Here is a 26,391-nt window from a genome sequence, read left to right as displayed (position 1 = left end):
CCCTCCGTTTTTACTATAATTTTTGAACAAAGTAGTTAAAGAGTGCTTGGGATTTGGCATCACGTGCGTACATTAGTTCAGGATGCCATTGAACAGCTAATAAAGGCTGCTGTTCATTTGTTGATTCCACTGCTTCTGCAAGGCCATCAGAGGACCAAGCAGTAACGCGTAAATCTTTTCCTAAAGTATGTAGTGCTTGGTGATGGTACGAGTTGACTTGACCAGTTGTACCATATATGTTTGATAATTGACTGTCTGGTTCAACATCAATACGATGCGTCGCAAAGATTGGTTGAGTGGGTTGTTGTCCGTGCTTAACTGACCATTGAGGATACATCGATAAATCTTGATATAATGTGCCACCTAAAGCAACATTGACTAATTGCATTCCACGGCAAACCGCAAAAATAGGTTTGTTTTGTTTTAAGGCTTCTTCAATTAGGGCTAATTCAAACTCGTCACGATCACGATTCGTTTCTTCTAATTTTATATGGGGTTCTTGTCCGTAAAATTCAGGGGCAACATCTTGACCGCCTGCTAAAAGTAGTTTATCAATTTGTTGTATATACGTAGCGGCTAATTCTTTGGGGCCAATTGGCAAAACGAGAGGAACGCCACCTGCGGCTTGAACAGCGCTAACAAAACCTTGTGGGGTGTAAGTCACTTGGTTACCGTGAAACACTTCAGCTGCCTGCAAAAGTTGATTGCCAGCGATTCCAATAATTTTTTTTGTCATAATAACATCACATCCTCAATAAATTCATACGTTCTATTGTAGCACTTTTTTTGAAAAAAGTGTTTGAGAAGAAGTCGAGACAAGTTTTGTCTCGGACAGCTCTCAAACACAAAAAACTCAGTAAGTGAACAAGTGAAACTTTTTAACGTTCACGAATGACTTCGATTTTATAACCATCTGGGTCGACAACAAAGTAATAAGATGGTGCAGTTCCGGGTAAGCCTTTTAAGTCAGTAACAGTTAAGCCAGCCGCTTGATGTTTTTCGTGTAATCCTTCTAAATCATCTGTACTGATGGCGATATGACCATAACCGTTTCCTAAATCGTATGCTTCATGATCATAATTATAAGTTAGTTCTAGTTCGTAGTCGTCTCCTGGTAAAGTTAGATAAACCAAAGTAAATTTATTTTCTGGAAAATCACGACGGCGACTTTCTTCAAAATTGAAGGCTTTTTGATAGAAATCTAATGATGCCTCTAAATCTTTTACACGCACACATGTATGAGCCATTTTCATAGTTAAAAACTCCCTTTCAAACTTAATTATATTTCCAACGTTAATAGTAGCATAGATAAACGTGAAATGTAGAGAAAAACGCTTGGTTTCTGACTTGTTCTAAAGGAATTTCTCAGGTAAAATAGATGAAAAGAGAAGAGGTGCGCCAATGAAAACGCCAACGTTTGGAAAAAGAGAAGAGACATTGACCTATCAAACAAGATATGCTGCATACATTATTGTTTCAAAGCCAGAAAATAACACAATGGTTCTGGTACAAGCGCCAAATGGAGCTTATTTTTTACCAGGAGGCGAAATTGAAGGCACCGAAACGAAAGAAGAAGCGATCCATCGAGAAGTGCTAGAAGAATTGGGAATTAGTGTAGAAATTGGCCGTTATTTAGGGGAAGCTGATGAATATTTTTATTCGAACCATCGCCAAACTGCCTATTATAATCCTGGCTATTTTTATGTAGCGAATACTTGGCGGCAACTTAGCGAACCCTTAGAAAGGACCAATACTTTACACTGGGTTGCACCAGAAGAAGCAGTCCGTTTATTAAAAAGAGGAAGCCACCGCTGGGCCGTTGAAAAATGGCTAGCGGCAGCATCATAAAATAACGAATAACCCTCAATCTATGTTGATTAGATTGAGGGTTATTGTTATTGAAAAGAATGTTTAAATTAAAACCATTTTTTCAATAATTTGAGCGACACCATCTTCGTCATTACTAGTGGTATGCACATCGGCAATTGTTTTAACATTTTCTGTCGCATTGCCCATCGCAACACCAATCCCAGCGTAATCAATCATGGATAAGTCATTTTCATTGTCACCAATGGCCATCACTTCGTCTTTATTTAAGCCTAAATGGTCTGCCAATTTTGCTAGAGCATTGCCTTTGCTAGCATTTTTATTCATGATTTCATAGTAAAAAGGCGTACTTTTAACAGTCGTATATTTTTCGGTAAAATGTAATGGTAATTTTGCAATGGCAGGATCTAAAACTTCCGGCTCATCAATCATCATCATTTTAATAATGTTCATCTCTGGTGTCATTTCATCCACCGTACGATATTTCAAAGGCATGTTCACTAAAGATGCTTCGTGAATCGTATATTTACCAATATTGCGATTGGCAGTGTAAATAGCGGAATCATCAATTGTGTGCAAGTGAGCGCCGACTTTACGAGAATACATTTCAATTTCTAAAAAATCCTCATAACTCAAGGTATAGCGTGAAATAATCGCATTATCTTTGGTTGCTTGGACAAGCGAACCGTTGTAGGTAATCACGAAATCATTTTCACCATATAAGGCTAATTCATCCAATTGTTCTTTCACGCCTGGCAAAGGACGGCCTGTACATAAAACAATACGAACGCCTTGATCATTTGCTTTTTGGAGCGCTTCTTTGACCCGTGGGGTAATCTTGTGTTGTGAATTTAGCAATGTTCCGTCGATATCAATAGCAACTAACTTAATTGACATAGAATCCTCCTAGAAAACCTATTTTTTTAAAACTAACGCACCATTATGAATGTAACTTGAAAACTCACGATACGTCTCATCAAATAAATCGTAATGTTTTTTATTTCCTTGGTCAAGCATTTCTTTAGGGAAATAGAAACGTTCATCTCCTTGACTCTGACCAGCAAGTGCTGCAACTAGGGGACTGACCGTTGCCAATTCCACTAATGAGCCATCTTTTTGCATCAATTCAATTTGTGTACGATGACGGTCTTTATTTGGACGATAAAAATCGTAAGGTAAATCATAGCTTGAATTAATGGCAGTATAATATTTAGGGTTGAAACCAACTTTTTCAATCAATTCCCTTAAATAAGCAATCGTTGCTGCGCTCTCTTTTTCGTTCGTAAAGGTGGCTGACTTCAGAGGCTTACGCATAAGGAAACGTTTGGCTAAATCACCTAGAATTGAATCAGGCACATCCATCCATTGTGTAAAGTACGTAGAGAGGACGCCATCATCTAATTTTAAATATTCTTGTAAGGTGAAGTCCCCTTTAAAGAATGGTACAAGCAGAGAGGCTTGTAAATCATAGTCAAATTCAGGGTTTTCAAATAATTCTTTCGCCCGATGCAATAAATGATCAAGAATCACTTCCATCCCGCGAGAAACAGGGTGGAAATAGACTTGGACATACATTTGGTAACGACTAACGATATAGTCTTCCACCGCATGCATCCCATTCATAGCAAAGGCAATGCCTCCTTTGTAGGGTCGAATCACACGTAAAATTCTAGTTAAATCGAAAGTTCCGTATTCCGTCCCTGTAAAGTATGCATCACGTAACAGATAGTCCATGCGATCGGCATCAATTTGACTAGAAATCATTTGCACCACTTGAGGATTTGGGTATTGTTTAGTAATAACGCTGGCGACTTTTTCAGGAAAATCTGCCGAAACACGGTTTAAAATTTGATAGACTTCCGTTTCTGGTGAGGTGATGATTTGGACCGTGATTGCTTCATGGTTTGTATCAAAAATATGCTCGAATGTATGTGAATAAGGACCATGACCGACATCATGTAATAAAGCTGCGCAAAGTGTAATCAGGCGCTCGTCGTCATTCCAGCCGTTTTCACCTAATCGTTCCACAGAGTAGTTACGTTGGAAAATCTCACAAATCCGACGTGTAATTTCGTAAACACCCAAAGAATGGGAAAAACGACTATGTTCGGCACCGTGAAACGTAAAAGAAGAAGTACCTAGTTGCTTAATGCGACGTAATCGTTGCACTTCAGCAGAATTAATAAGGTCTAAAATCACTTGGTGTTGGACATGAATATAATTATGGACGGGATCACGAAAAACTTTTTCGATTGGTAATCGTTGCTCTTTATACGGAATCGTCATACGATCTCTCCTTTAATTAAGGCGTTTCGTTGCGCCATTTTTTCCAGCTGGACAGTTAAATTTGTTTGGAACCATTCTGAGGTTATAATTGGTTCGGTTAAGTTTGGATCAATAGATTTTTCAAATTGTTGAGGTAATGCTTCGATTAAACGGGTTTTTACGGCGTCTATTGTTAATGGAGTCTCAATCAGGGTTTCTAAATTTGCCATCACTGCTGGATCAACGGGTGGATAGCCATTTTCACCAAATTGTTGTTGTAAGCCAGCAAGGTAAAAGTCTCGCACCACTTCTCCACGAGCAAGTTGATTGCCGTTAACGCTGATGTAAATCATGACAGCAATACCGTCTTTGACGCGTCGTTGGGCAATCCCAGCAAACTTTTGACCGCCAATACTTAAATCATAAGTACCGGGACAATAGGATGTAGTAATTTCAAAGGCGTCAATCTCTTTCTCCGGAAAACTCTGACGGAGCCAAGTCCACATTAATTCATAAGCCGCATCGATACTTAATTTGTGTTCAGAATTATTTGGTAAAATAAGTGAAACATTTAAAATACCCGAATCGGCAATCACCCCTAAACCGCCGGCATTGCGAACGACTACAGAATAATCGTTTTCTTGCAGAGAAGTGATGCCTTCTTTTAGATGTGGTACACGGGTATCTTTCATGCCAAGAATCATTGCTTGATCCAATTGCCAGAAATGAATGATTGGTTGGTGCTGCATTCCTGAAAAAGTAGTTAAAACATCGGTCAAGGCAAAAGGTAAAAAATAGTCACTGTTTGTTAAACAACCTGAATCAAGGAGCATAAATGATTCGGTGTGAAGGGGAAAAGTTGTGCTCATAAAAAACGTCCTGTCTATTTATAATTACGTCATTTAATACGTTTATTTTCTTACTCTCTCTTATATTATATACAAAAAACGCAAAAAAGCATGTTATATAAACGAATTCTGAAGGAATTCTCTAAAATAGTAAACGGTTTTCTTATTAAATAGATGAAACAAATGCTTGCAACCCGTGAAAAGAGCTTATACAATAAGAAAAGGTACATAAGCAAGGGAAAATTGACTTTAGTTGACAAATACATTGAAAAAGTCAACAATAAGAAAGTTATATTTTGGAAAAGGAGTGACCATTATGGATTTATCAACAGGCGTTCCTGTATCGATTCAACTAAAAACGATTGTCCAACAAGGCAACGAACAAAAAGATTTTTTCTTTGACTTAGAAGGTCAATTAGTAAAAATGGGTGATACATTATACATTCGTTACAAAGAAGAATTATTAGAGGATACAGAACCAACCCCCGTAACCATTAAAATTGAACCAGACGGGCATGTTCAGTTGATTCGTGCTGGCGAATTACGGATGCGTTTAAGATTTGGCTATCAGGAAAAATTAGATACAAGTTATCGAACCCCTTATGGCTTGCTACAGATTAGTACGTTTACACATAATTTGCGTGTTAGTTTAAAAGATCAACCAATGTCTGGTAAGATTTTAGTTGATTATGATTTATACTCTCAAACAGAGCGAATCGGAGAATATCATTTAGAATTAGAATTTACTGCATAAATATTGCAGAATAGAATTGATTTTTTTTCAATGTTTTTGTATGATAAGGAGTAGACTGTGAAAGGACGTGTACCTCTTGGAAATTAATGTATTTGAAGGGTTAAACAAAAAAGAATTATCCATGATTGAAGTAGCACACGCTATTTTAGAACAACATGCAGATGTAATGGATTTTTCTGATTTAGTTAACCAAATCCAAAATTATCTTGGCAAGTCTGATAGTGAAATTCGTGACCAATTAGCACAATTTTATACAGATTTAAACATCGACGGTAGCTTTATCTCATTGGGAGACAATCGTTGGGGCTTACGTTCATGGTATCCAATCGATTCAATCGATGAAGAAGTTACACATGGCTTGGAAGAAGACGAAGAAGATGCACCACGTCGTAGAAAACGTAAAAAAGTAAATGCCTTCATCACTAATCCAAACGATGAAGATGTAATTGACTATAACGATGACGATCCAGAAGATGCTGAATTAACAAATGATGATGAAGAAGACATCTTGTACGATGATGAAGAAGATGAAGATGAAGAAATCAAAGCATACAACTCTGACTTACAAGAGATTGGTGCAGATTCAGACGATGATGAAGAAGACATTCCGCAAATCGAAGAAGATTTAACAATCATTGATGACGATGATGTTGAAGATGAAGACGATTTTGATGACGAATATTCTGAAGAGTAAGAAACCAAAAAGCTTGATTCCTAAGAAGGAGTCAAGCTTTTTAGTTGAATGCCCAAGAAAAATGAGAAAATAGAAAAAATTATTTTCTTGAATAGAAGTACTTGACCTGATGTCCGTTTGCTTGTATTATACTACTTGGGCACCTTTAAGAAGGTCAGAAGTTTGAACGAACTTACAAGCTCCCTATTCGTAATGGATAGGGAGCTTTTCTATTTTTGTTTCTTTTTTATTTGGAGAAACGTAAGAGTCTCAAAGTTGTTTTACTTCTCTCTACAAAATATTATCAAAGAAAGGGTTTTTAACTATTATGACAAAATACATCTTTGTTACAGGTGGCGTGGTTTCTTCTATCGGAAAAGGGATTGTCGCAGCATCTTTAGGACGATTATTAAAAAATCGTGGATTAAAAGTAACGATTCAAAAATTCGATCCATATATTAATGTGGATCCGGGGACAATGAGTCCTTACCAACATGGAGAGGTTTTTGTCACAGATGATGGTGCCGAAACAGATTTGGACTTAGGTCACTATGAACGTTTTATTGATATTAACTTAAATAAATACTCAAACGTAACCACTGGAAAAATTTATTCAGAAGTCTTACGTAAAGAACGTAAAGGGGAATACTTAGGTGCAACAGTGCAAGTTATTCCACACATTACCAATGAAATCAAAGAAAAAATCATGCGTGCAGCGAAAATGACGGATGCCGATGTGATTATCACAGAAGTAGGTGGTACTGTCGGCGACATCGAATCATTACCTTTCCTAGAAGCATTGCGTCAAATGAAAGCTGATATGGGTAGTGACAACGTAATGTACATCCATACAACCTTGATTCCTTACTTAAAAGCGGCTGGCGAAATGAAAACTAAACCAACACAACATAGTGTCAAAGAATTAAGAAGTTTAGGGATTCAACCAAATATTTTAGTGGTCCGTACGGAATTACCTGTTTCTCAAAACACTAAAAACAAATTAGCACAATTCTGTGATGTTAATCCGGAAGCGGTAATTGAATCTCGTGATGTTGAAACGTTATACTCCATTCCATTAGCACTTCAAGCACAAAATATGGATCAAATTGTTTGTGATCATTTAAAATTGGATGCACCGGCTGCAGACATGACTGAGTGGCGTGCATTAGAAGAAAAAGTTCTTAACTTGAAAAAGAAAACAAAAATTGCGCTGGTTGGTAAATATGTTGAATTACCAGATGCCTATATTTCTGTTGTAGAAGCATTAAAACATGCTGGGTTTGATTTTGATTCAGATATCGAAATTGATTGGGTTGATTCACAAGAATTAACTGCTGAAAATGTCGCTGAAAGAATTGGTTCAGCAGATGGTATTTTGGTTCCTGGTGGTTTTGGTGATCGTGGAATTGAAGGAAAAATTGAAGCGATTCGTTTTGCTCGCGAAAATGACGTACCATTCCTTGGTATTTGTTTAGGTATGCAAATGGCCTGTGTAGAATTTGGTCGTAACGTTGTGGGCTTAGAAGATGCTGGTTCTGCAGAAACTAATCCTGACGTGACAAATAACATTATTGATTTAATGGCAGATCAAGAAAACATCGAGAATTTAGGTGGCACACTACGTTTAGGTTTATATCCATGTAAATTGAAAAAAGGAACGAAAACTGCGGCAGCATACGGAAATGAAGATGTTGTCCAAGAACGTCACCGTCATCGTTATGAATTTAACAACAAATATCGTCAATTATTTGAAGAAAATGGCTTAGTTTTCTCTGGAGTTTCACCAGATAATCGTTTAGTTGAGATTGTTGAAATTCCTGAAAAACAATTCTTTGTGGCTTGTCAATTCCACCCAGAATTAATTTCTCGTCCAAATCGCCCACAACGCTTAATCAAAGGATTTGTTGGTGCAGCTTTGGCAAATAAAGAAAGTAAATAAGCAAAAATGGACGAAGTGATTCAGTTCACTTCGTCCATTTTTAATCTAAAAAAGTACGGGGCTCATCATGAGCCCCGTACTTTTTATGCTGCTTTATTTTCATCTGGTTTAGAACTACTTTCAGGTGGTTGCGGCGGTTCTTGTGAACTAGAACTTGATGGTTCAGGTGGTTGTTCCGATGTTGCCGGTTGCTCTGCTGAGGAAGAGCTTGCCGGTTGTTCGGTTGATGGTGGCGCTTCAGAGGAAGAAGGCGCACTTTCTGAACTAGAACTTGATGAACTTTCCGCTTCTTTTGTGGAAGAGGATTCCACCGTACTGCTAGATTCCGGCTGTGGTGCTGAAGAGGTAGTACTTGGTAAAACTTGTACATTTGGTACCTCATAGGCATCTTTCACGTATAATTCATTACCTACCCGCACAACACTGTCTGGCTGCACCCAGTCATCGTTTGAAACATTTTGAGACAAGTAACTCATTATTTCACGATAAACATCCGAGGCAATCCCATAGTATTCTTGATAGATTGGTGTATTTCGATCATTGTATCCAGTCCAAACAGAAACGGCATAGTGTGTTGTATAACCAACAAAGGTACTATCCGGGGCAATTCCTTTTTCTGTTGTGCCCATTCGCGCTAAATCTTCATCAGTATAGTTAGAAGTCCCTGTTTTGGCCGCTTGGATTAAGCCTGGAATGGCGCCGTTAAATCCTGTTCCGCCGTTTAAAACATCTTTTAACATATCCGTCATCATATAGGCGGTAGAGTCTTTCATCGCACGTTTACCATCAGGTTGATAATCAACGCTAGTTCCATCATTGAAAACGACTTTGTTTACGTAATACGGTTTGTTGTAAATCCCGTTATTGGCGAAAGCCGCATAAGCTGCTGCTAACTTCAATGAGGAAATTCCATATTTATCGCCATCTACATCGCTTGTGTTACTTGAAATGGCATTCGAGGCTTCTAAGTTTTTATAGTCAATTCCTAGTCCTTTAATGAAAGGCATGATGTTTTCTTTACCAACTTCATCAAACGTCTGGACCGCGGTCGTGTTACGAGAACCCATAATCGCACGGCGCATAGTAATGACGCCTTGATATGTTAAATCAGAGTTGAAGACATCAATGTCGGTACCAGGATATTTCGTTGGTTTATCCACCATGAGGCGACCTGTCGAATAATTTAAATTCTCAATTGCGGGACCATAATCCATGATTGGTTTCACGGTTGAACCAACATCACGTTGGGTGTTAACAGCTAAATTGTTTCCTAATTGTACATCATCAGGAATGTGACGACCACCAATCTGTGCTCGGACTTGTCCAGAGGCAACATCAATAACGGTTGAAGCCACTTGCATTTTATCATCTGGAAACGCAACGTATTGATCACTGTTGACAATATCGTAAAGTTGTTTTTGGGCATTCATATCTAAGTTTGTGTAGATATCTAGTCCGTCTGTGTAAACATTTTTACCAGTTTTTGCTTTCACTTCATTGATTACTTCTTTGACATAATTATCTACGACTTTTCGATTGTCATCACTGGCTTTTAATGGCACTAAGCCTTCATCGATTGGGGTCGCTTTAGCTTTTTCGTACTCTGCTTTCGAGATTTTTTTATTGTCGTACATTGTGTAGAGTACGACATCTCGGCGTTCTTTAGCAGTATCTGGTTTTGTATAGGGATCATATGAGTTTGGCGCTTGTGGCATTCCTGCCAGTAGGGCCGTTTGTGGTAAATCAAGTTCAGATAAATGTTTACCATAATAATTTTCAGCCGCTGTTTCCATTCCATAAAAACCATTCGCCATGTAGACTTTGTTAATGTAGTAAGTTAAAATTTCTTCTTTTGATTTTTCACGTTCTAAACGAACAGCCATCCATGCTTCTTGTGCTTTCCGTTTCAAGGTTTGGTCAGATTCTTTTGTAGAGAAGTAGGACAATTTAATTAATTGTTGGGTTAAGGTACTTCCGCCTTGTAATCCACCATTTTTGACATTTGAAAGGGCAGAACCGATAATCCGAATCGGATCCACACCAATGTGTTTATAGAAACGACGGTCCTCGACAGAAACAATGGCATCTTTTAATAATTGAGGCACATCATTTGGTTGAATTAATTCACGCTTTTCTGCGCCTAAATCCTCAAAAATTTCATTATTAATATCGTAAAGCTTCGATGAAACTGTCGCATTCAGTTTGTCATCTTCTAATTTTGGGGCTTGTCGTGCATAGAACCAAAAAAGACCAACGCCTGCTAAAAAAGCGACCATCCCAGCGATAAGTAAGCCAAGAAAGATTTTTAAAACAAGCCGTTTTTTCTTTTTCGGCGGTTGTGTCTTTTTCTTGTAACTCGACTTCGATGAGGTGTTGGATGCATGTCTAGCAGCTCGCGAGCCTGAATTTGCGGTTGGCATAAATAGCAACTCCTTTGTTATACTTTCAAAACTTTATGAATCTAGTGTGTCTGAATATATTGTTCCACTGCGTCGAGATAAGGGATTCGCGGTGCGATTCCAAAAGATAATTCAATTCCTTCTTTCTCGATGAGTGCAAGCGGCATAGATTTTTTTCCAGTAACTGCTTGGTTTTTCCAATGCGTTATTAGATTTTCACCACTAAAAAAGAAGCAGCGTTTTAAGCTTGAAAACCATAATAGCACAAAACAAATCCCTTGTTGTGCTATACATTGTTCCATATGATCAATTTGATGTTGATGAAAATTTTTAAAGGGAAAGGACGTGGTATTTTTCGTTTCTTTCGCTTCAAAATCTATGTAACGGCCTTGATATACACCGTTATAATCAGTCGTTGAAGCTTGTCTAAAGTAGGCCTCCTTAATAACAGCCGCACTTCGTTTGGGATAATCTACTTTAACAATTTGAACAGGAGTTGGTTTCTTATGAACGACTGCTTGCTTATTCAATAGATAATATTGATTGCTTTGATTGATCGCTTCTTCGAAATCCATCCCACGATTACCAAATTCAACGGGGCGTTTCTTTTTTACTTGTTTTTTTGGTGATTGTGCTTCATGATGATTATAAGGTATTCCGTTAGGATAATGGAACGTCACGTTTATCACACTCCTAGCCTGTATTATACCAAAAAAAAGACCTGAAAGAAAAGGGATGACTTATGGAAATGATAAAAACCCTCTATGTCACCGGTTATCGCAGCTTTGAATTGGGGATATTTCAAGGAAAAGACCCGAAAATCACAGTTATTAAAAATGTCTTAAAAAAAGAGTTAGCCAGTTATATTGAAGCGGGAGTAGAATGGATTTTGATTTCTGGCAATTTAGGTGTTGAACTTTGGACAGCTGAAGTAGTTGGGGAATTAAAAACGGAATATCCAGAAGTTCAGCTAGGTTTGCTTTATCCATTTAAAGACTTTGGCAATAATTGGAATGAACAAAATCGAGAACTGTTAACGAAAGCGGAAAGTTTGGCTGATTATATCAACTCAGTAAGTCATCAGCCCTATCAATCGCCAGCACAATTAAAAATGCATACAAAATTTCTTTTGGAACATTCTGGGGGCAGCTTACTTATTTATGACAAAGAGTACCCTGGCAAAACGGAGTATTTTTTAAAGGACGCACAACATTTTTCGGAACGAGAACCCTATGATATTCGCTTAATTACAATGGATGATTTACAAAACTCGGTGATTGATTAGAGAATCTGTTTGATTTTCTAGCTATTTTTCGTTACAATAGTATTTGTGGAACTATGAAATTTTCTATCGTAAATAAACAAATGAGGTGTAAACATGGCAAATTTAGTATATAGTCCTAAAGACATTTTACAAAAAGAATTTAAAACGAAAATGATGAACGGGTATGACCCAATTGAAGTAGACGAATTTTTAGACAATGTTATTAAAGACTACGAAGCTTATAATAAAGAATTATTAAGCTTGCAAGAAGAAAACAGCCGCTTAATGGCAAAATTAGACCAATTATCAAAAGCCCAACCAACGCCTCGTGTTGCTCAAGAAGTACCAAAAAGTGCAGCAGTGACCAACTTTGATATTTTAAAACGTTTATCAAACTTAGAGCGTGAAGTTTTTGGTAAAAAGTTAGATGAAACACCTTCAACACCTTCAACACCTGTAACGCCTTCTGCACCGTCAATGACTGCAGAACCAGCGAACCATGATGTTGATAATGCACAAACACGTCAATTTTAACAAGACAATTTAAGTCAAGTTTTCACAAGAAACAAAAAGCATTTGTTAGAATAGCGGACACTTGTTGTAGTGTATAAATTTTTGCTGTTCGTCTAAACAGATTTGTAATTTTCGGGTGATCGCGGTTTGCTTTTGCAAGCTGAGGAAAGTCCATGCTCGCACAAGCTGAGATGCTTGTAGTGTTCGTGCTTAGCGAAATCATAAGCTAAGGTACTCTTTTAGAGTAACGGCAGGAAAAATGACTAAGGTTTCGACTATGTCAAAGTATCCTTGAAAGTGCCACAGTGACGAAGCGATGTGGGAAACTCCATCGGTGGAACGCGGTAAACCCCTCGAGCGAGCAACCCAAACAATGGTAGGGGCGCTCTTCTAAAGGAAATGAACGAGTAGAAGAGGCAGAGTTTACTCTGCAGATAGATGATGACCGTCACCAATTTTTCCTGAAGAATTGGTGATACAGAACATGGCTTATAGAAAATTACAAGTAATTCAGGAAGACCTTCCAACGTAGTTGTGAAGGCTTTTTTTACGAAAAGAATAAAAAAATGTTAAAATAAAGAAACTGAGATAAAAGTAGTAAGCTGTCTGTTCTAAAGAGGCCGGGACAGGACCGTTTAGTTCAGAGAAAGCGGACAATTATAAAAAACAAGCGGAGCAGTAGTCGGCAGGACTGTTAGCTCCAGACAATAAAAAAGAGTCAAGAAGGAGTTTTTATGACGAAAGAAAAAACATTCAAACTTGTTGCAACGGCTGCTAGTGGCTTAGAAGCATTAGTTGGAAAAGAATTGCGTGATTTAGGGATTCCCTGTGAAGTAGAAAATGGCCGGGCCGTCTTTGAAGGCACTGTTGAAACAATTGCTACTGCCAATTTATGGCTACGGACAGCAGATCGGATTAAAATCGTCGTTGGCGAATTTAACGCCTATAGTTTTGATGAATTATTTGAAAAAGTTGAAGCACTTCCTTGGGAAGATTATTTGCCTTTAGATGCAGAATTTCCAGTTGCAGGTAAATCAATTAAGTCAAAATTGTATAGTGTTCCTGATTGCCAAGCCATCACCAAAAAAGCCATTGTTAACCGTTTAAGAGAAGTTTACCATCGTCCAGCGACGGTGCCCTTAACTGAAACAGGAGCTTTGTTTAAATTAGAAGTGGCTCTGCTAAAAGATAAAGTGACGTTGACGTTGGACACGACTGGGCCAAGTTTATTTAAACGGGGCTATCGCATTGAAAAGGGGGGCGCACCTCTTAAGGAAAACATGGCAGCTGCTTTAGTGATGTTGACCAATTGGCGCAAAGATCGTCCTTTTTATGATCCAGTTTGTGGTTCTGGAACGATTTGTATTGAAGCAGCGTTAATTGGCCATAACATTGCCCCTGGCTTTAATCGTAGTTTCACTTGTGAAACATGGGATTGGGTTGATCCAGCAATTTTTGAAAAAGTACGTAACGAAGCCGAGGCAAAGGCAGACTACGATGTTGAATTAGATATCTGTGGTTCAGATGTTGATGGGCGAATGATTGAAGTCGCACGAGCGAATGCTGAGGAAGTTGGTTTAGGTGATTCAATTACCTTTAAACAATTGGCATTAAAAGATTTTACAACCGAGAAGGAATATGGTGTAATGGTAGCTAACCCGCCTTATGGTGAGCGTTTAGGAGAAGAGGAAAGTGTTCGTCGTTTGTATAAAGAAATGGGCCATGTTTTCCGTCCGTTAACTACTTGGAGCAAGTATATACTGACGAGTGATCTTGCTTTTGAAGAATATTATGGTGCCAAAGCTACTAAAAAACGGAAGCTTTACAACGGAGCCTTACGAACAGATTTATTCCAATACTGGGGAACACGTCCACCAAGAAAACCACGGGAAGACTAAGAAAGCTGGTGTAAAAAAATGAAGGAAGCTGTATTTTTACAAGAAGTGAAAGAAATTCAATTACTAAAAAATGCCTTGACATTATTAGACTGGGATTCATCAACTGGGATGCCAGAAAAAAGTAGTCCTTTTCGAGGAGAAGTAGAAGGGTATTTAACCGGATTATATTTTGAACGAAGTATTGGCCCAGTTATTCAAGAAGCATTGGCCTATTTTGAGACACGCCCTGAAGAATTATCTGAATTAGGGAAACTGGTTTTTGAAAAAGTAAAAGAAGAATATGCTTTGAATAAAAATGTTCCAGCTGAACGTATGCAAGAATATGTTAAAGTATTAAACCAAGCACATACAGATTGGCTAAAAGCACGCGCTGCACAAGATTTCGGCTTGTTAGAAGAAACCTTAACGAAGGTCGTTGCGTTCCAAAAAGAGTTCATTCCTTATTGGCAAAAAGAAGAAAAAACTCCGTATGATGTGTTATTAAATCAATTTGAACCAGGAATGACGGTTGAGAAGCTAGACCAAGTATTCGACCAAGTAAAACAAGGGATTCAAGAAATTCGGACCGTTTTAGCGGAAAAAGGTACGCCGCCTAGAACTGACTTTTTATCTAGAAAAATGACCAAAGAACAACAACGCCGTTTTGTGATTGGTGTGGTTGAACAATTAGGCTATGATTTTTCAAAAGGCCGATTAGATGATACAGTTCATCCATTTATGACAGCTCTAAATCGAAATGATGCGCGGATTACTACGCGCTGGGAAGAAAATAATTTCTCAATGGCAACATTTGGTGTGATTCATGAAGCGGGTCATGGGATGTATGAACAAAATTTTGATCCTAAATTTGACTTTACGCCGCTAAGCGAAGGTGCCTCTATGGGGATTCACGAATCACAATCGCTCTTTAATGAAATTATCATTGGTAGCAACCGGGCTTTTTGGCAAAAACAATACCCGTTTTTCCAAGAATGCGCAGAAGGTACTTTTGATGATATTGCTTTTGAAGATTTCTATGCTTCTTTAAAAGAAACGAAAGCAAGTTTGATTCGGATTGATTCCGATAGTCTCACCTATCCTTTGCATATCATTATTCGTTATGAAATTGAAAAAATGTTATTTAATGGTTCTTTGGAAGTCGCTGATTTGCCAAAAGTGTGGAACGAAAAATACCAAGAGTACTTAGGCGTATCACCTGAAAATGATTTAGAAGGTGTCCTTCAAGATGTTCATTGGTCTGGAGGTAGCTTTGGTTATTTCCCATCTTATGCCTTGGGTTATATGTACGCCGCGCAACTATTTCACGCAATGAAACAAGAATTATCTGTTGATGAAATTTTAGCTTCGGAGGATTATTCTGATATCCGTAAATGGTTAACACAACATATTCATCAGTACGGCGCTTCACGTAAACCAAATCAATTAATTTATGATGCAACGGGAGAAGAATTGAATCCTAGTTATTTAATTGATTATATGAAAGCTATTTATTTTGATGTTTATCATGTGCAATAAGTGAAACAAGCAAGGGGAAGTGGACAACAACAATGTTATCAATTCGTGAATATTTAGAAGCTGGTGAAACAACAATCTCAAACTTACTATTTGATCATTACCAAAAAATTGGTTTGAAAGATGATGAATTTCTCTTTTTACTGCAACTTTTTCGTTCGCAAAATGCAGGCGATTTATTTCCAGACTTAATGGCGATTGCAGAGACGATGGGCAAAACGCCAGATACGATTTATAAGTTATTAAATCAATTGGTTTCTCGCGGATTTATTCGAATTGAAACACAACAAAACCAAAAAGGTCAAATGATGGATACGTATGATTTACTGCCTGTTTTTCAAAAGATTCAATTATTTTTACAAACGAGCAAAGAAAAACAAGTTGTCGCAAACCACGAAGATGAAATTAAACAGCTTTACCAAGGCTTTGAAAAAGAATTCGGACGTCCACTTTCACCCATTGAATTAGAAATGATTGGTCAGTGGTTGAACACGGATCATTATTCCCCTGAATTAATCCGGTTAGCGTTGCGAGAAGCCGTTTTAAATCAGGCGTATAGTTTGAAATATATTGATCGTATTTTACTTGCGTGGGAGCGTAAAAATATTACCACCAAAGAACAAGTGGCTGCTGATCAGAAAAAACGAAAAGATTCTATGATTCAAAATGAGATTGAACAACAAGGTCAGACACAAGAATCGTTGCCAAAGGTTACATTACACAATTGGTTAAATCCAGAAGATAGTGAATAAAAAGGAGGTGGGCCATGCTATCAAAAGAGAAAACAATGGAAGCTATTGAAATTATGTATGAGATGTTTCCAAATGCAGAATGTGAATTAAAACATAAGAATCCTTTTGAATTATTAATTGCTGTGATTTTAAGTGCGCAAGCAACCGATGTATCGGTAAATAAAGCGACTCCTGGTTTATTCGCAGCTTTTCCAACTCCAGAAGCTTTAGCAGCTGCGCCGGTGGAGGAGATTATTGCTAAAATAAAAACCATTGGCTTATATCGCAATAAAGCAAAAAATATTAAAGCGTGCGCACAACAACTTTTAGAACGTTTCAATGGAGAAGTTCCGCAAACCAGAGATGAACTGGTCAGTTTACCTGGCGTGGGGAGAAAAACAGCCAATGTAGTAATGGGAGATGCTTTCGGCGAACCGGCTTTTGCAGTAGATACACATGTGGAACGAGTGTCCAAGCGCCTTAGAATTTGTAAGCTAAATGCGAATGTTACTGAAGTTGAGCAGACCTTAATGCGTAAAGTTCCGAAAGAACTCTGGGTGAAAACGCACCATACCATGATTTTCTTTGGGCGTTATCACTGCCTAGCAAGAGCGCCTAAATGTGAAGCCTGTCCGCTACTCTATATGTGTCAAGAAGGCAAAGAACGGATGAAAGGGAAATAACATATTTTTCCTAAAAAAGCGAGCCACAAGTCCAACCGACTTTTGGCTCGCTTTCTTTTTTGATTTTTAAGAAACGCAACAAATGATTGCGGTTTCTTAAAAATTGATTTAGTATAGACAGTGTGGTATATACTAGAAAATTTATTTTTTTGAAGAAAGATAGGCGATGAGATGACAGAAAATGCACCCAAATTTAAGCAAATTTCTGCAGAAATTGAAAAGAAGATTCGAGACGGTCTGTATGTAAGTGCACAAAAATTACCTTCAGAATATGATTTAGCTAAAGAATATAACTGCAGTCGCTTGACCATCCGTAAAGCGATTGATGATTTGATCCGCAAAAATATTTTGGTAAAACGACATGGTAAAGGTAGTTATGTGATGTCGCAAGCGAAAATTCAAAGTGGCCGCGCTGGCTTACAAGGTTTTACTGAGGCAGCCAAAGCTTACGGGAAAAAAAGCCAGACAGAAGTCATTTCCTTTGAAGAAGTAGTACATCCCGCTGAGAAAATTCGGGAGGCGCTCCAAGTAGGCAAAAATGAGGCAATTTATGAACTGATTCGCCGCCGAATGTTAGACGGCGAACCAATGACAGTTGAAAAAATTTATTTGCCACAGGCATACGTACAAGGCCATACGAAGCAAGACTTCGAGGGCTCTCTTTTCTGCTTAATCGAGAAGAACGTCGAGATTGCTTATTCGCATCAAGAAATTGAAGCAATCTTAGTTGAAGCGGAAATTTCAGAATTATTGCATGTTCCTGTGGGCCAGCCACTTTTACAAGTCCACTCTATCACCTATGCGCTTGATGCAACCCCCATTTTATATGATGTCTCTTTATATCGAGCAGATCGGTACACATTTAAAAACACACTGACCCGCTATAGCCCGTCTGAAAACAACCAAGTGGAGCTAGGAGGTTCTTGGAACGAATGAAGATAAAAGAAGAAATAGCCGCTCAAAAAGATTTATTTTATGAAGACTTAAACAAAATTATGGCGATTCGAAGTGTGAAAGGGTCGCCTAAAAAAGAGGCACCTTTTGGCGAAGGACCGAAAAGAGCCTTGGAAGAAACGCTGAAACTAGCAGAGCGTTATGGCTTTCAAACTGAGATTGTCAATGACGCAGTTGGCTATGCGCAATGGGGAACAGCGGAAGAATATCTGGGAATTATTGGTCATTTAGACGTAGTACCAGAAGGTTCTGGCTGGTCAGTGCCGCCCTTTCAATTAACGAAAAAAAATCAACGTTTGTATGGTAGAGGAATTCTAGATAATAAAGGTCCTATCTTGGCTTGCCTGTATGGAATGAAATTACTGAAAGAACTTGGTTACCAACCAAAGAAAACCATTCGCTTAATGTTTGGCACGGATGAAGAAAGTGGGAGTGGAGATATCCCCTTATATTTAGAGAAGGAAAACGCACCCGTTTTTGGATTTACTCCAGATTGTAAATATCCAGTAGTTTATGGGGAGCGAGGGATTGTTAATTATGAAATCACAACGACCATCCCAGATGATTCAAGTGAACAAATTGGTCAGATTATAGGTGATCAAGCAAAAGACCACGTACCTGATCAATTAAGTGTGGTGATTGCGGGAAAAACAACGGCAATCACGGGAAAACGTGCTCCTTCCAATGCGCCAGAACTAGGCAAGAACGCGATTACTTTATTGGCACAGAAAATTAGCGAGGAACAGTTAGTCAAAGGAAATTTATTACAGTATTTCGACTGGTTAACCGCTAGTTTTCACGAAAAGCACTATGGCGAAGGAGTAGCTCTAGACTTTAAGGATCAGGATAGTGGGCAATTGATTTTAACGCCCTATGCGTTGGAAAAACGAGGACAGCAATTGGTGTTATCATTGGCCGTGCGTTATCCTGTTTCTATTACAGAAAATGAAGTAACCACGCAGCTAACAAAGGCACTATTTCCAGAAAGTGAAGTGACTGTCATCCGCCGTCTCCCTAGTACGTTGTTTCCAAAAGATGAGCGCAATGTTCAAAAATTAACCAAGGTTTATGAACAAATTACTGGCTTAGATGGGACGCCAGTTACAACTACAGGTGCTACGTATGCTCGCTTTATGCCGAATATCGTTGCTTTTGGGCCGTCATTTCCTGGTCAAAAAGGCATTGCGCATAACCAAGATGAATATATGGATGAAAAAGATTTACTGCTTAATCTGGAAATCTATATGCAAGCGATGATTGCATTAACAGAAGCGTAAAACCAATAGAAGATACACGTATGAGAAGAAGCCAATGTGTTTCGTAGAGGTCGCATACGTGTATCTTTTATTTTTCTGTATAAAATTTCATTTTCAGTATATACAAAACAGTATATACTAGTTTATAATGGTGGAGAAATGTAAGCGTTAACGAAAGGGCGGATGGAAAATGACTTGGGGTGCAATTGCGACATGGCGGATGGCACATGATGGGTTACTAAAAGCTGCAGAAGAATTACAACAAGGAGGTGCTGCAGGCACAGCTGTGGAACAATTAATTAAAGAAGTAGAAGACTATCCTTTTTATAAGTCAGTGGGCTACGGCGGTTTACCTAATGAGGAAGGAATTTTAGAAATGGATGCTGCCTATATGGATGGAGATACATTTGCAATTGGTGCTGTGGCAGGAATTACAGATGTTAAAAATCCGATTTCAGTGGCTAAAGCATTAAGTAAAGAGAAGTTTAATAGTTTTCGTGTTGGCGCAGGTGCAACGAAATATTCAATGTTGCACGGTTTTGAAAGAAAGAATATGTTGACAGAACGCGCTAATCAATGGTGGCAAAAGCGTTTAAAAGAAATTCAGGAAAATCAGTTGAACCCCTATGATGGGCATGATACTGTCGGCGCTATTACGTTAGACCAAACAGGATCAATGGCAGCTGGCACTTCCAGTTCGGGACTCTTCATGAAAAAAGCAGGACGTGTTGGTGATTCACCACTGTCAGGTTCTGGTTTTTATGTTGATAGCGAAATTGGTGGTGCTGCGGCTACAGGATTAGGTGAAGATTTAATGAAAGGCTGTCTTTCTTATGAAATCGTCCGTTTAATGGGGGAAGGGTGCTCGCCACAACAAGCATGTGATCAAGCCGTCTATGCTTTTCATGAAAAATTGACCCAACGTTATGGGAAAGCAGGAGCTTTTTCACTAGTGGCCATGAACAAACAGGGAGACTGGGGCGTAGCTACGAATGTGGAATTTACTTTTACGGTTGGTACTGATATGCAGCAACCAGAAATCTATATTGCAAATCCAGGCAAGAATCATACCACAGAGATTCAGCCGATTTCACAAGAATGGTTAGCAGCCTATGAAAAAAGAATCAAAGCACCAATTGAATAAATGAGGAGAGTGAAGGAACATGAGTAAAAAACAAATTTATCTTTTTTGTGATGCAGGAATGTCTACAAGTATTATGGTTAATAAAATGATGGAAGTGGTGGAAAAACATCAAATGCCTTTAATGATTACTGCTTTTCCTATTGCAAGAGCACAGGAAGTGGTTGAAGCAGAGAAGCCTGTTGCTATTTTATTAGGACCACAAGTCCGTTTTTTATTAGAAAAAACAAAAGAACAATTTGCTCCTCAAGGGATTCCTGTCGCTGCAATTGCGCCAGAAATTTATGGCATGATGGATGGCGAAAAAGCATTGAAAGAAGCGCTGCGGTTAATTAAGCAAAATAAAAAATAATAGATAGGAGTGACGACCGTGCAAAAATTTTTGGATTGGTTAGAGCGCGTATTGACCCCTTTGGCAAAAGTGATAGGAGAAAATAAGTATTTAGTAGCGATTCGTGATGGCTTCCTTTTATCAACGCCCTTGTTGATTGTTGGTTCGGTCTTCTTATTAATTGCTAATTTTCCTTTGCCGCAATGGGATACTTGGATGTCTCATTTGCTTGGTAAAGACTGGGCGACAATGATGTCTGTTCCAGCTAGTGCTAGTTTTGATGTAATGACCATTCTGGCCGTTGTCGGTATTGCCTATAGTTTAGGGAAACAATTCAATGTGGATGCAATGCAAGCAGGAATTATCGCATTGGTTTCATTTTTTATTGTAACGCCTTATCAAACATTATTTACACCGGAAAATAGTTCAAAGGTTTATGAAGTTACTAGTTTACCTTTAAAATGGATGGGTTCCAGTGGCTTGTTTTTAGGAATGATTGTCGCATTAATTGCGACTCGTTTATTTGTGGCCATTGTTCGTAAAGGGTGGACAATAAAAATGCCAGAAGGAGTGCCACCAACAGTGGTTAAGTCTTTTGAGGCCCTGATTCCGAGTTTTTTAGTTGTTACTCTCATGTTTTTAGTCAATTGGCTGGCTGCTTTAACTCCTTATGGTAATTTACAAGATGTTATTTTTGAATTTCTACAAACGCCCTTATTGAGTCTTGGTAATACCTTAGGTGCAATGAGTATTGCTTATTTATTTTTACACTTCTTTTGGTTCTTTGGCATTAACGGAGGTAGCGTGGTTGGCGCAGTCTTTAATCCTGTTTTGCGGGCATTGTCTGTTGAAAATTTACAAGCATTTAAAGACGGTCATGAAATTCCCAACATCATCACTGGACAATTTCAAGATATGTTTGCAACATTTGGTGGCGCCGGTTCCACACTCTCATTAATCATTGTGATGGTCTTATTCTGTAAAAGTCAACGAATTAAAAAGCTTTCGCAACTTTCACTAATTCCTGGTGTTTTTGGGATTAACGAACCAATCATTTTTGGGTTGCCAATTGTTTTAAATCCAATCCTTTTAATTCCATTTGTATTAGTACCTGCGATTAATATTATTATTGCCTATTTTGCTATGGATTGGGGCTTAGTTCCATTGACGAATGGTATTCAATTGCCGTGGACGACCCCGCCAATTATCTCAGGATTTTTAGTCAGCGGTTGGCAAGGATCAATTCTGCAAGCTCTCTTATTGGTACTAGGAATGTTCATTTATTATCCTTTTATTCGAGTTATGGATGACCAATATTTACGTGAAGAATGGAAAGCACAAGAAGAAGAGAGTGAAGAAATTGATTTTGATTCCTTTGACTTCGATGATTTATAAAAAAGGAGGAAATAGGCGTGAAAAAAATCCTTTTAGTCTTAAACCACAGTTTAGCAGGATTTGGCAGTGATGAACAAGCTCAGCTGAAACCAAGTGGTAAAAAAGCTCCCTTAGGTCCAGGGGTAACATTGCTACCATTTTTACAGAAGCAAGGAGCGGAAATTGTTGCGACACTTTATTGTGGTGACCAATATTATTTGGAAAACGAGGAAGAGGTAGCAAAGAAATTTATTGGCTTTGCAAAAAAGTTTCATGCCGATGCGGTTCTTTGCGGACCTGCCATGCATTATCCTAATTTTGGAGAAATGGCCGCTCATCTAGCTTGTAAGTTTAATGCTGCAGGCATTCCTGCAATTGCAGCGATGGCAGAAGAAAATCCAGCAGTTAGTCACTATTATCAGCAAGTACCGATTGTGAAGATGCCCAAAAAGGGCGGCATTGGTTTAAATAATTCGTTTAAACAAATGGCGCAATTGGTCGTGGCAAAAGCAAATGGAAAAGAAACCAAACAGTTAGAAGAAACAAGTTGTTTTTAATTGTTGATAATCTAAAGAGAAATCCAGAATGAACACATGATTGTGTTCGTTTTGGATTTTTTGCTTTTGTTTAGCGAATGTATGTTCTATAATAGGGAGGCAGATAGGTGGGATTACGTGAAATCAACGAGAAAAATTGCGGTTCGTCAAGTGGTCGAATTTATTTTAAGGCGGGGAAGTATCGATTCTCGCCATGTGAGTGAACATACACCACAAGAAGGTAGTCGCCTTCATCGAATGTTGCAAAAGGAAGCGGGGAGCCTTTATCAAAAGGAAGTATCTTTAAAAATTGAGGTGCCTTTAAATGGCCATAATTATTGTGTAGAAGGTCGTGCAGACGGCATTTTTGTGAAAGAAACTGGGCAAGTGGTCATTGATGAAATTAAAACATCCGAGCCAGCGTTTGAAGAATTGCCGCCAGAAAAGGTCGAATTGTTTTGGTATCAAGCGATGTGTTATGGTCACATGTATTGCCAACAAGAACAACTTTCTGAAATAACGCTTCAACTCACTTATTATCAGACCACCACAAAACAAATCACACGACAAGAACGCCATTTTACAGAAGCTGCATTAGCGGAGTTTTTTACTGATTTGATGAAGCGCTATGAACAGTGGGTAATTTTTAAAGAAGAGTGGCGTATTTTGAGAAATAAATCATTAAAAAATCTTAGTTTTCCTTACGGGGAGTATCGCAAAGGGCAACGAGAATTGGCGGTAGCCGTCTATAAAACAATTCTTAGTAAACAGCGGCTCTTTGTGGAAGCACCAACTGGAACAGGCAAGACAATGTCCACTCTTTTTCCAGCGATGAAAGCAATTGGTGAAGAAGAAGGCGAACGGATTTTTTATTTAACAGCTAAGACCATCACGCGGCAAGTGGCTGAAGATGCTGTCAAAGCGCTGTCTGAAAAACAAGCGCAAACTAAGAGTATTACGTTAACAGCAAAAGATAAAATTTGTTTTTTAACTGAACGAAATTGTACACCAGAACATTGCCCGTTTGCTGACGGCTATTATGATCGTTTAAATGAGGGACTGTGGGATTTATTGCAACATGAAAATCATTTAACGAGAGAGGTTATTGAACGGTATGCACAAAAGCACCAATTGTGTCCATTCGAGTTGTCGCTAGATGCAAGTCTTTGGTGTGATTTAATTATTGGCGATTACAATTATCTATTTGATCCAACGGTTTATTTACGGCGCTTCTTTGAAGAACCCCAAAGTGCAGAAGAGAATATTTTTTTAGTGGATGAAACCCATAATTTGGTTAATCGTTCACGGGAGATGTATTCGGCCGCTATTTCTAGGAATGCGGTTTTGCAAATTCAAAAAAGATTGCAAAAAGAATCTGTTCAATTAAAAAGAGTTTGTCAAAAAGTCTTAACTACGTTTGATGATATTGAAGCAATCTGTGAAGAAAAAGACACGGATTTTTTTGCCCAACGCGCGCCAATTGATTCATTAGTTAAACAGATACATCGATTAACAGAAGTAATTGCAGAATGGTTGCCAGAAAATCAACACATTGAGGAATTGGCGTCGATTCTCAGTTTTTATTTTGATTGTTTAAGTTATCTTCGAATCAGCGAGTATTACGACAACGGCTTTTATACGTCTATTTCTTTGCGAAACTATGACTGCGTTGTGAAACAATTTTGTGTCGATCCGGCTTATTTATTGTCACAACGATTAGATAAAGGGAAAGCGAGTATCTTATTTTCGGCAAGTTTAACACCTCTGAATTATTATCAAGAAGTGCTTGGTGGAGGTGAAGAAAGCCTACGTTATCGGATTCCGTATCCTTTTCCAGAAGAAAATCAATTGTTGATGATTGGTAGTCATCTTCAAACAACCTATAAAAACCGTGAAAAAAGTTATCCACAGATTAGTGAACTTTTAGGGAAGTTAAGTGAAACAAAAACAGGTAATTATTTAATTTTCTTCCCTTCTTATGCCTATATGGATGATGTCTATCAAGTATTTAGCCAACGTTACCCGCAAGTAAAAACTCAAATTCAGGGAACGGACTTAAACGAAAAAGAGCGAGAAGCATTTTTAGCTGAATTTAAAGAGAATCCTCAAGAAACTTTCATCGGTTTTTGTGTTTTAGGTGGTATATTTTCAGAAGGAATTGACTTGAAAGGTACCCGATTGATTGGTACGATAATTGTTAGTGTCGGGCTACCACAAATGAATCCGGAGCAAGAACTGATTCGCACTTTTTATCAAGAAGAGCGAGGGCAAGGGTTTCAATTTGCGTATCAAATTCCTGGCATGAATAAAGTCTTGCAAGCGGCTGGACGTGTCATTCGAGATGCGCAAGATAAAGGCTTTGTGTTGTTATTAGACGAACGATTTGAATTACCAAGTGTCCAGCGTTTCTTTCCGCCGCATTGGTTGGCGCATCGAAAGGCAAACACCAATGAACAACTCATTCAACAAGTGAAACAATTTTGGTTAAAAAATAAAGAAAACAAAGGAGGAAACAAATGAAGACCATTTTAGTCCTTCATACAGGTGGGACCATTTCCATGTCGAAAGTAGCAGGAGGAAGTGTTGCCCCGAATGAAAAAAATCCGTTGATGGAACAAGAAGCATTATTTTCTGGCAAGGTTCATTTAGTTGTTGAAGATATTTTTAATATTCCCTCACCACACATGACCTTAGAACGGATGTTTCAATTAAAAGAACGGATTCAAAAAGCTTATTCTGAACCAATTGATGGCGTGGTTATTACGCATGGAACAGATACATTAGAAGAAACTGCTTATTTTTTAGATATAACCTTAGAGAAAAAAATCCCCATTGTTTTAACAGGAGCAATGCGGTCAAGTAACGAAATCGGTAGTGATGGCTTGTATAATTTCATCAGTGCTATTTGGACTGCTTGTTCAGACGAATCGTACGATAAAGGTGTTTTAGTCGTGATGAATGATGAAATTCATACGGCGCGTTATGTGACAAAAACACATACAACGAACGTAGCGACGTTTCGGACGCCAACTTTTGGACCAATAGGAACCATTGCGAAAGAACGTGCTTTTTTTGCGAAAGAGGTCTTACCACAAGAAGTTTGCGATGTTTCTTCTGTGAAAGGAAATGTTCACGTAGTGAAGGCCTATGCGGGGATGGGTGAACGGATGTTTGAATTATTAAACACCCCAGAAACGGATGGGTTAGTAATTGAAGCGCTAGGTGCGGGTAATTTACCGCCAGAAACGCTCCCAGCATTACAAAAAATGCTAGATAACGGGATTCCAGTCGTTTTAGTTTCTCGTTGTTCCAATGGCATTGCTGAAGATATCTATGATTATGCTGGTGGTGGCGTTGGCTTGAAAAAAATGGGGGTTGTTTTTGCTCGTGGCTTAAACGGACCGAAAGCGCGGATTCGTTTAATTGTTGGTTTAAACAGCGAAAAAAATCCTGCAGAGTTAAAAGAATTTTTGGAACAGTAACTAATTTTAAG

At 38.4% G+C, this 26,391-nt stretch carries 25 protein-coding genes and 1 other RNA gene; 19 read left to right on the top strand and 7 right to left on the bottom strand.

Annotated elements, in window-relative coordinates:
* Window positions 1–13: 13 nt before the first annotated feature.
* Together IGL80_RS09285 and gloA are read right to left on the bottom strand one after the other, a co-directional pair.
* A complete protein-coding gene (locus tag IGL80_RS09285; RefSeq protein ID WP_002358005.1) occupies window positions 14–736 on the bottom strand; it encodes a gamma-glutamyl-gamma-aminobutyrate hydrolase family protein in 723 nt (240 codons plus the stop codon).
* Between the two features lie 142 nt (window positions 737–878).
* Entirely contained in the window at window positions 879–1,253 is a 375-nt protein-coding gene (gene gloA / locus IGL80_RS09280) for a lactoylglutathione lyase (RefSeq protein ID WP_002358003.1), read from the bottom strand.
* A 148-nt stretch (window positions 1,254–1,401) separates the two neighbouring features.
* On the opposite strand from gloA, the gene IGL80_RS09275 reads away from it, so the two are divergent.
* A complete protein-coding gene (locus IGL80_RS09275) occupies window positions 1,402–1,848 on the top strand; it encodes an NUDIX hydrolase (protein ID WP_002363716.1) in 447 nt (148 codons plus the stop codon).
* Between the two features lie 63 nt (window positions 1,849–1,911).
* On the opposite strand, the gene yidA is transcribed toward IGL80_RS09275, so the two are convergent.
* Genes yidA through IGL80_RS09260 form a run of 3 tightly spaced genes read right to left on the bottom strand, consistent with a single transcriptional unit; the run spans window position 1,912 to window position 4,925 of the window.
* Window positions 1,912–2,724 (bottom strand): sugar-phosphatase, encoded by an 813-nt coding sequence (gene yidA / locus IGL80_RS09270; RefSeq protein WP_002360571.1) that lies wholly within the window; start codon window positions 2,722–2,724, stop codon window positions 1,912–1,914.
* Window positions 2,725–2,742: 18 nt separating this feature from the next.
* Window positions 2,743–4,113: a dNTPase gene (locus tag IGL80_RS09265; protein WP_002357999.1), complete on the bottom strand. Its 1,371-nt coding sequence runs from the start codon at window positions 4,111–4,113 to the stop codon at window positions 2,743–2,745.
* Entirely contained in the window at window positions 4,110–4,925 is an 816-nt protein-coding gene (locus IGL80_RS09260) for a lipoate--protein ligase family protein (protein ID WP_430598548.1), read from the bottom strand. The genes IGL80_RS09265 and IGL80_RS09260 overlap by 4 nt, the downstream gene beginning before the upstream one ends.
* A gap of 331 nt (window positions 4,926–5,256) precedes the next feature.
* On the opposite strand from IGL80_RS09260, the gene IGL80_RS09255 reads away from it, so the two are divergent.
* From IGL80_RS09255 to IGL80_RS09245, 3 genes are all read left to right on the top strand, one after another.
* Window positions 5,257–5,694, top strand: a complete 438-nt coding sequence (locus IGL80_RS09255) for a DUF1934 domain-containing protein (RefSeq protein WP_002382132.1) — start codon at window positions 5,257–5,259, stop codon at window positions 5,692–5,694.
* A 76-nt stretch (window positions 5,695–5,770) separates the two neighbouring features.
* Entirely contained in the window at window positions 5,771–6,388 is a 618-nt protein-coding gene (rpoE, locus tag IGL80_RS09250) for a DNA-directed RNA polymerase subunit delta (protein WP_002357996.1), read from the top strand.
* Window positions 6,389–6,695: 307 nt separating this feature from the next.
* On the top strand, window positions 6,696–8,306 hold the full coding sequence (locus tag IGL80_RS09245) for a CTP synthase (RefSeq protein WP_002357995.1): 1,611 nt from the start codon (window positions 6,696–6,698) through the stop codon (window positions 8,304–8,306).
* 83 nt (window positions 8,307–8,389) lie between these two features.
* On the opposite strand, the gene IGL80_RS09240 is transcribed toward IGL80_RS09245, so the two are convergent.
* The gene (locus IGL80_RS09240) at window positions 8,390–10,726 is read right to left on the bottom strand and encodes a PBP1A family penicillin-binding protein (protein WP_002360569.1); all 2,337 of its coding nucleotides are present in this window, start codon (window positions 10,724–10,726) and stop codon (window positions 8,390–8,392) included.
* Between the two features lie 41 nt (window positions 10,727–10,767).
* Complete coding sequence (gene recU, locus IGL80_RS09235; RefSeq protein ID WP_002388848.1) at window positions 10,768–11,385, bottom strand: Holliday junction resolvase RecU; 618 nt, start codon at window positions 11,383–11,385, stop codon at window positions 10,768–10,770.
* Between the two features lie 62 nt (window positions 11,386–11,447).
* On the opposite strand from recU, the gene IGL80_RS09230 reads away from it, so the two are divergent.
* The 15 genes from IGL80_RS09230 to IGL80_RS09160 all read left to right on the top strand — a co-directional run bounded on the left by IGL80_RS09230 (window position 11,448) and on the right by IGL80_RS09160 (window position 26,380).
* Window positions 11,448–11,990, top strand: a complete 543-nt coding sequence (locus IGL80_RS09230) for a DUF1273 domain-containing protein (RefSeq protein WP_002360568.1) — start codon at window positions 11,448–11,450, stop codon at window positions 11,988–11,990.
* A gap of 93 nt (window positions 11,991–12,083) precedes the next feature.
* Window positions 12,084–12,503 (top strand): cell division regulator GpsB, encoded by a 420-nt coding sequence (gpsB, locus tag IGL80_RS09225; protein ID WP_002360567.1) that lies wholly within the window; start codon window positions 12,084–12,086, stop codon window positions 12,501–12,503.
* Between the two features lie 107 nt (window positions 12,504–12,610).
* Window positions 12,611–12,979: RNase P RNA component class B (gene rnpB, locus IGL80_RS09220), an RNA gene on the top strand.
* Window positions 12,980–13,216: 237 nt separating this feature from the next.
* Window positions 13,217–14,380 carry a THUMP domain-containing class I SAM-dependent RNA methyltransferase gene (locus tag IGL80_RS09215; protein WP_085366461.1) on the top strand — a complete coding sequence of 388 codons (1,164 nt, stop codon included), beginning with the start codon at window positions 13,217–13,219 and terminating at the stop codon, window positions 14,378–14,380.
* Window positions 14,381–14,398: 18 nt separating this feature from the next.
* On the top strand, window positions 14,399–15,895 hold the full coding sequence (locus IGL80_RS09210; protein ID WP_002360566.1) for a carboxypeptidase M32: 1,497 nt from the start codon (window positions 14,399–14,401) through the stop codon (window positions 15,893–15,895).
* A 32-nt stretch (window positions 15,896–15,927) separates the two neighbouring features.
* On the top strand, window positions 15,928–16,644 hold the full coding sequence (locus IGL80_RS09205) for a DnaD domain protein (RefSeq protein WP_002357986.1): 717 nt from the start codon (window positions 15,928–15,930) through the stop codon (window positions 16,642–16,644).
* A gap of 14 nt (window positions 16,645–16,658) precedes the next feature.
* Window positions 16,659–17,306 carry an endonuclease III gene (nth, locus tag IGL80_RS09200; RefSeq protein ID WP_002357985.1) on the top strand — a complete coding sequence of 216 codons (648 nt, stop codon included), beginning with the start codon at window positions 16,659–16,661 and terminating at the stop codon, window positions 17,304–17,306.
* A gap of 171 nt (window positions 17,307–17,477) precedes the next feature.
* A complete protein-coding gene (locus tag IGL80_RS09195; protein ID WP_002360565.1) occupies window positions 17,478–18,242 on the top strand; it encodes a GntR family transcriptional regulator, LSA1692 subfamily in 765 nt (254 codons plus the stop codon).
* Window positions 18,239–19,537, top strand: a complete 1,299-nt coding sequence (locus tag IGL80_RS09190) for a Sapep family Mn(2+)-dependent dipeptidase (protein WP_002404439.1) — start codon at window positions 18,239–18,241, stop codon at window positions 19,535–19,537. The genes IGL80_RS09195 and IGL80_RS09190 overlap by 4 nt, the downstream gene beginning before the upstream one ends.
* Window positions 19,538–19,706: 169 nt before the next feature.
* A complete protein-coding gene (locus tag IGL80_RS09185; protein ID WP_002357982.1) occupies window positions 19,707–20,660 on the top strand; it encodes a N(4)-(beta-N-acetylglucosaminyl)-L-asparaginase in 954 nt (317 codons plus the stop codon).
* 19 nt (window positions 20,661–20,679) lie between these two features.
* On the top strand, window positions 20,680–21,009 hold the full coding sequence (locus IGL80_RS09180; RefSeq protein ID WP_002357981.1) for a PTS sugar transporter subunit IIB: 330 nt from the start codon (window positions 20,680–20,682) through the stop codon (window positions 21,007–21,009).
* A gap of 18 nt (window positions 21,010–21,027) precedes the next feature.
* Window positions 21,028–22,383, top strand: a complete 1,356-nt coding sequence (gene celB, locus IGL80_RS09175) for a PTS cellobiose transporter subunit IIC (protein WP_002384702.1) — start codon at window positions 21,028–21,030, stop codon at window positions 22,381–22,383.
* 17 nt (window positions 22,384–22,400) lie between these two features.
* Window positions 22,401–22,919, top strand: coding sequence for a GrdB-related putative oxidoreductase (locus tag IGL80_RS09170; protein WP_002360563.1), 519 nt, complete (start codon window positions 22,401–22,403; stop codon window positions 22,917–22,919).
* A gap of 36 nt (window positions 22,920–22,955) precedes the next feature.
* Entirely contained in the window at window positions 22,956–25,418 is a 2,463-nt protein-coding gene (locus tag IGL80_RS09165) for a helicase C-terminal domain-containing protein (protein ID WP_002404438.1), read from the top strand.
* Entirely contained in the window at window positions 25,415–26,380 is a 966-nt protein-coding gene (locus IGL80_RS09160; protein ID WP_002357976.1) for an asparaginase, read from the top strand. The genes IGL80_RS09165 and IGL80_RS09160 overlap by 4 nt, the downstream gene beginning before the upstream one ends.
* The last annotated feature ends 11 nt before the right edge of the window (window positions 26,381–26,391 follow it).

It is taken from the genome of Enterococcus sp. DIV2467a (assembly GCF_050532945.1).
Taxonomy (GTDB): Bacteria; Bacillota; Bacilli; order Lactobacillales; family Enterococcaceae; genus Enterococcus; species Enterococcus faecalis.
This window is presented reverse-complemented; position numbering and strand designations above follow the sequence as displayed.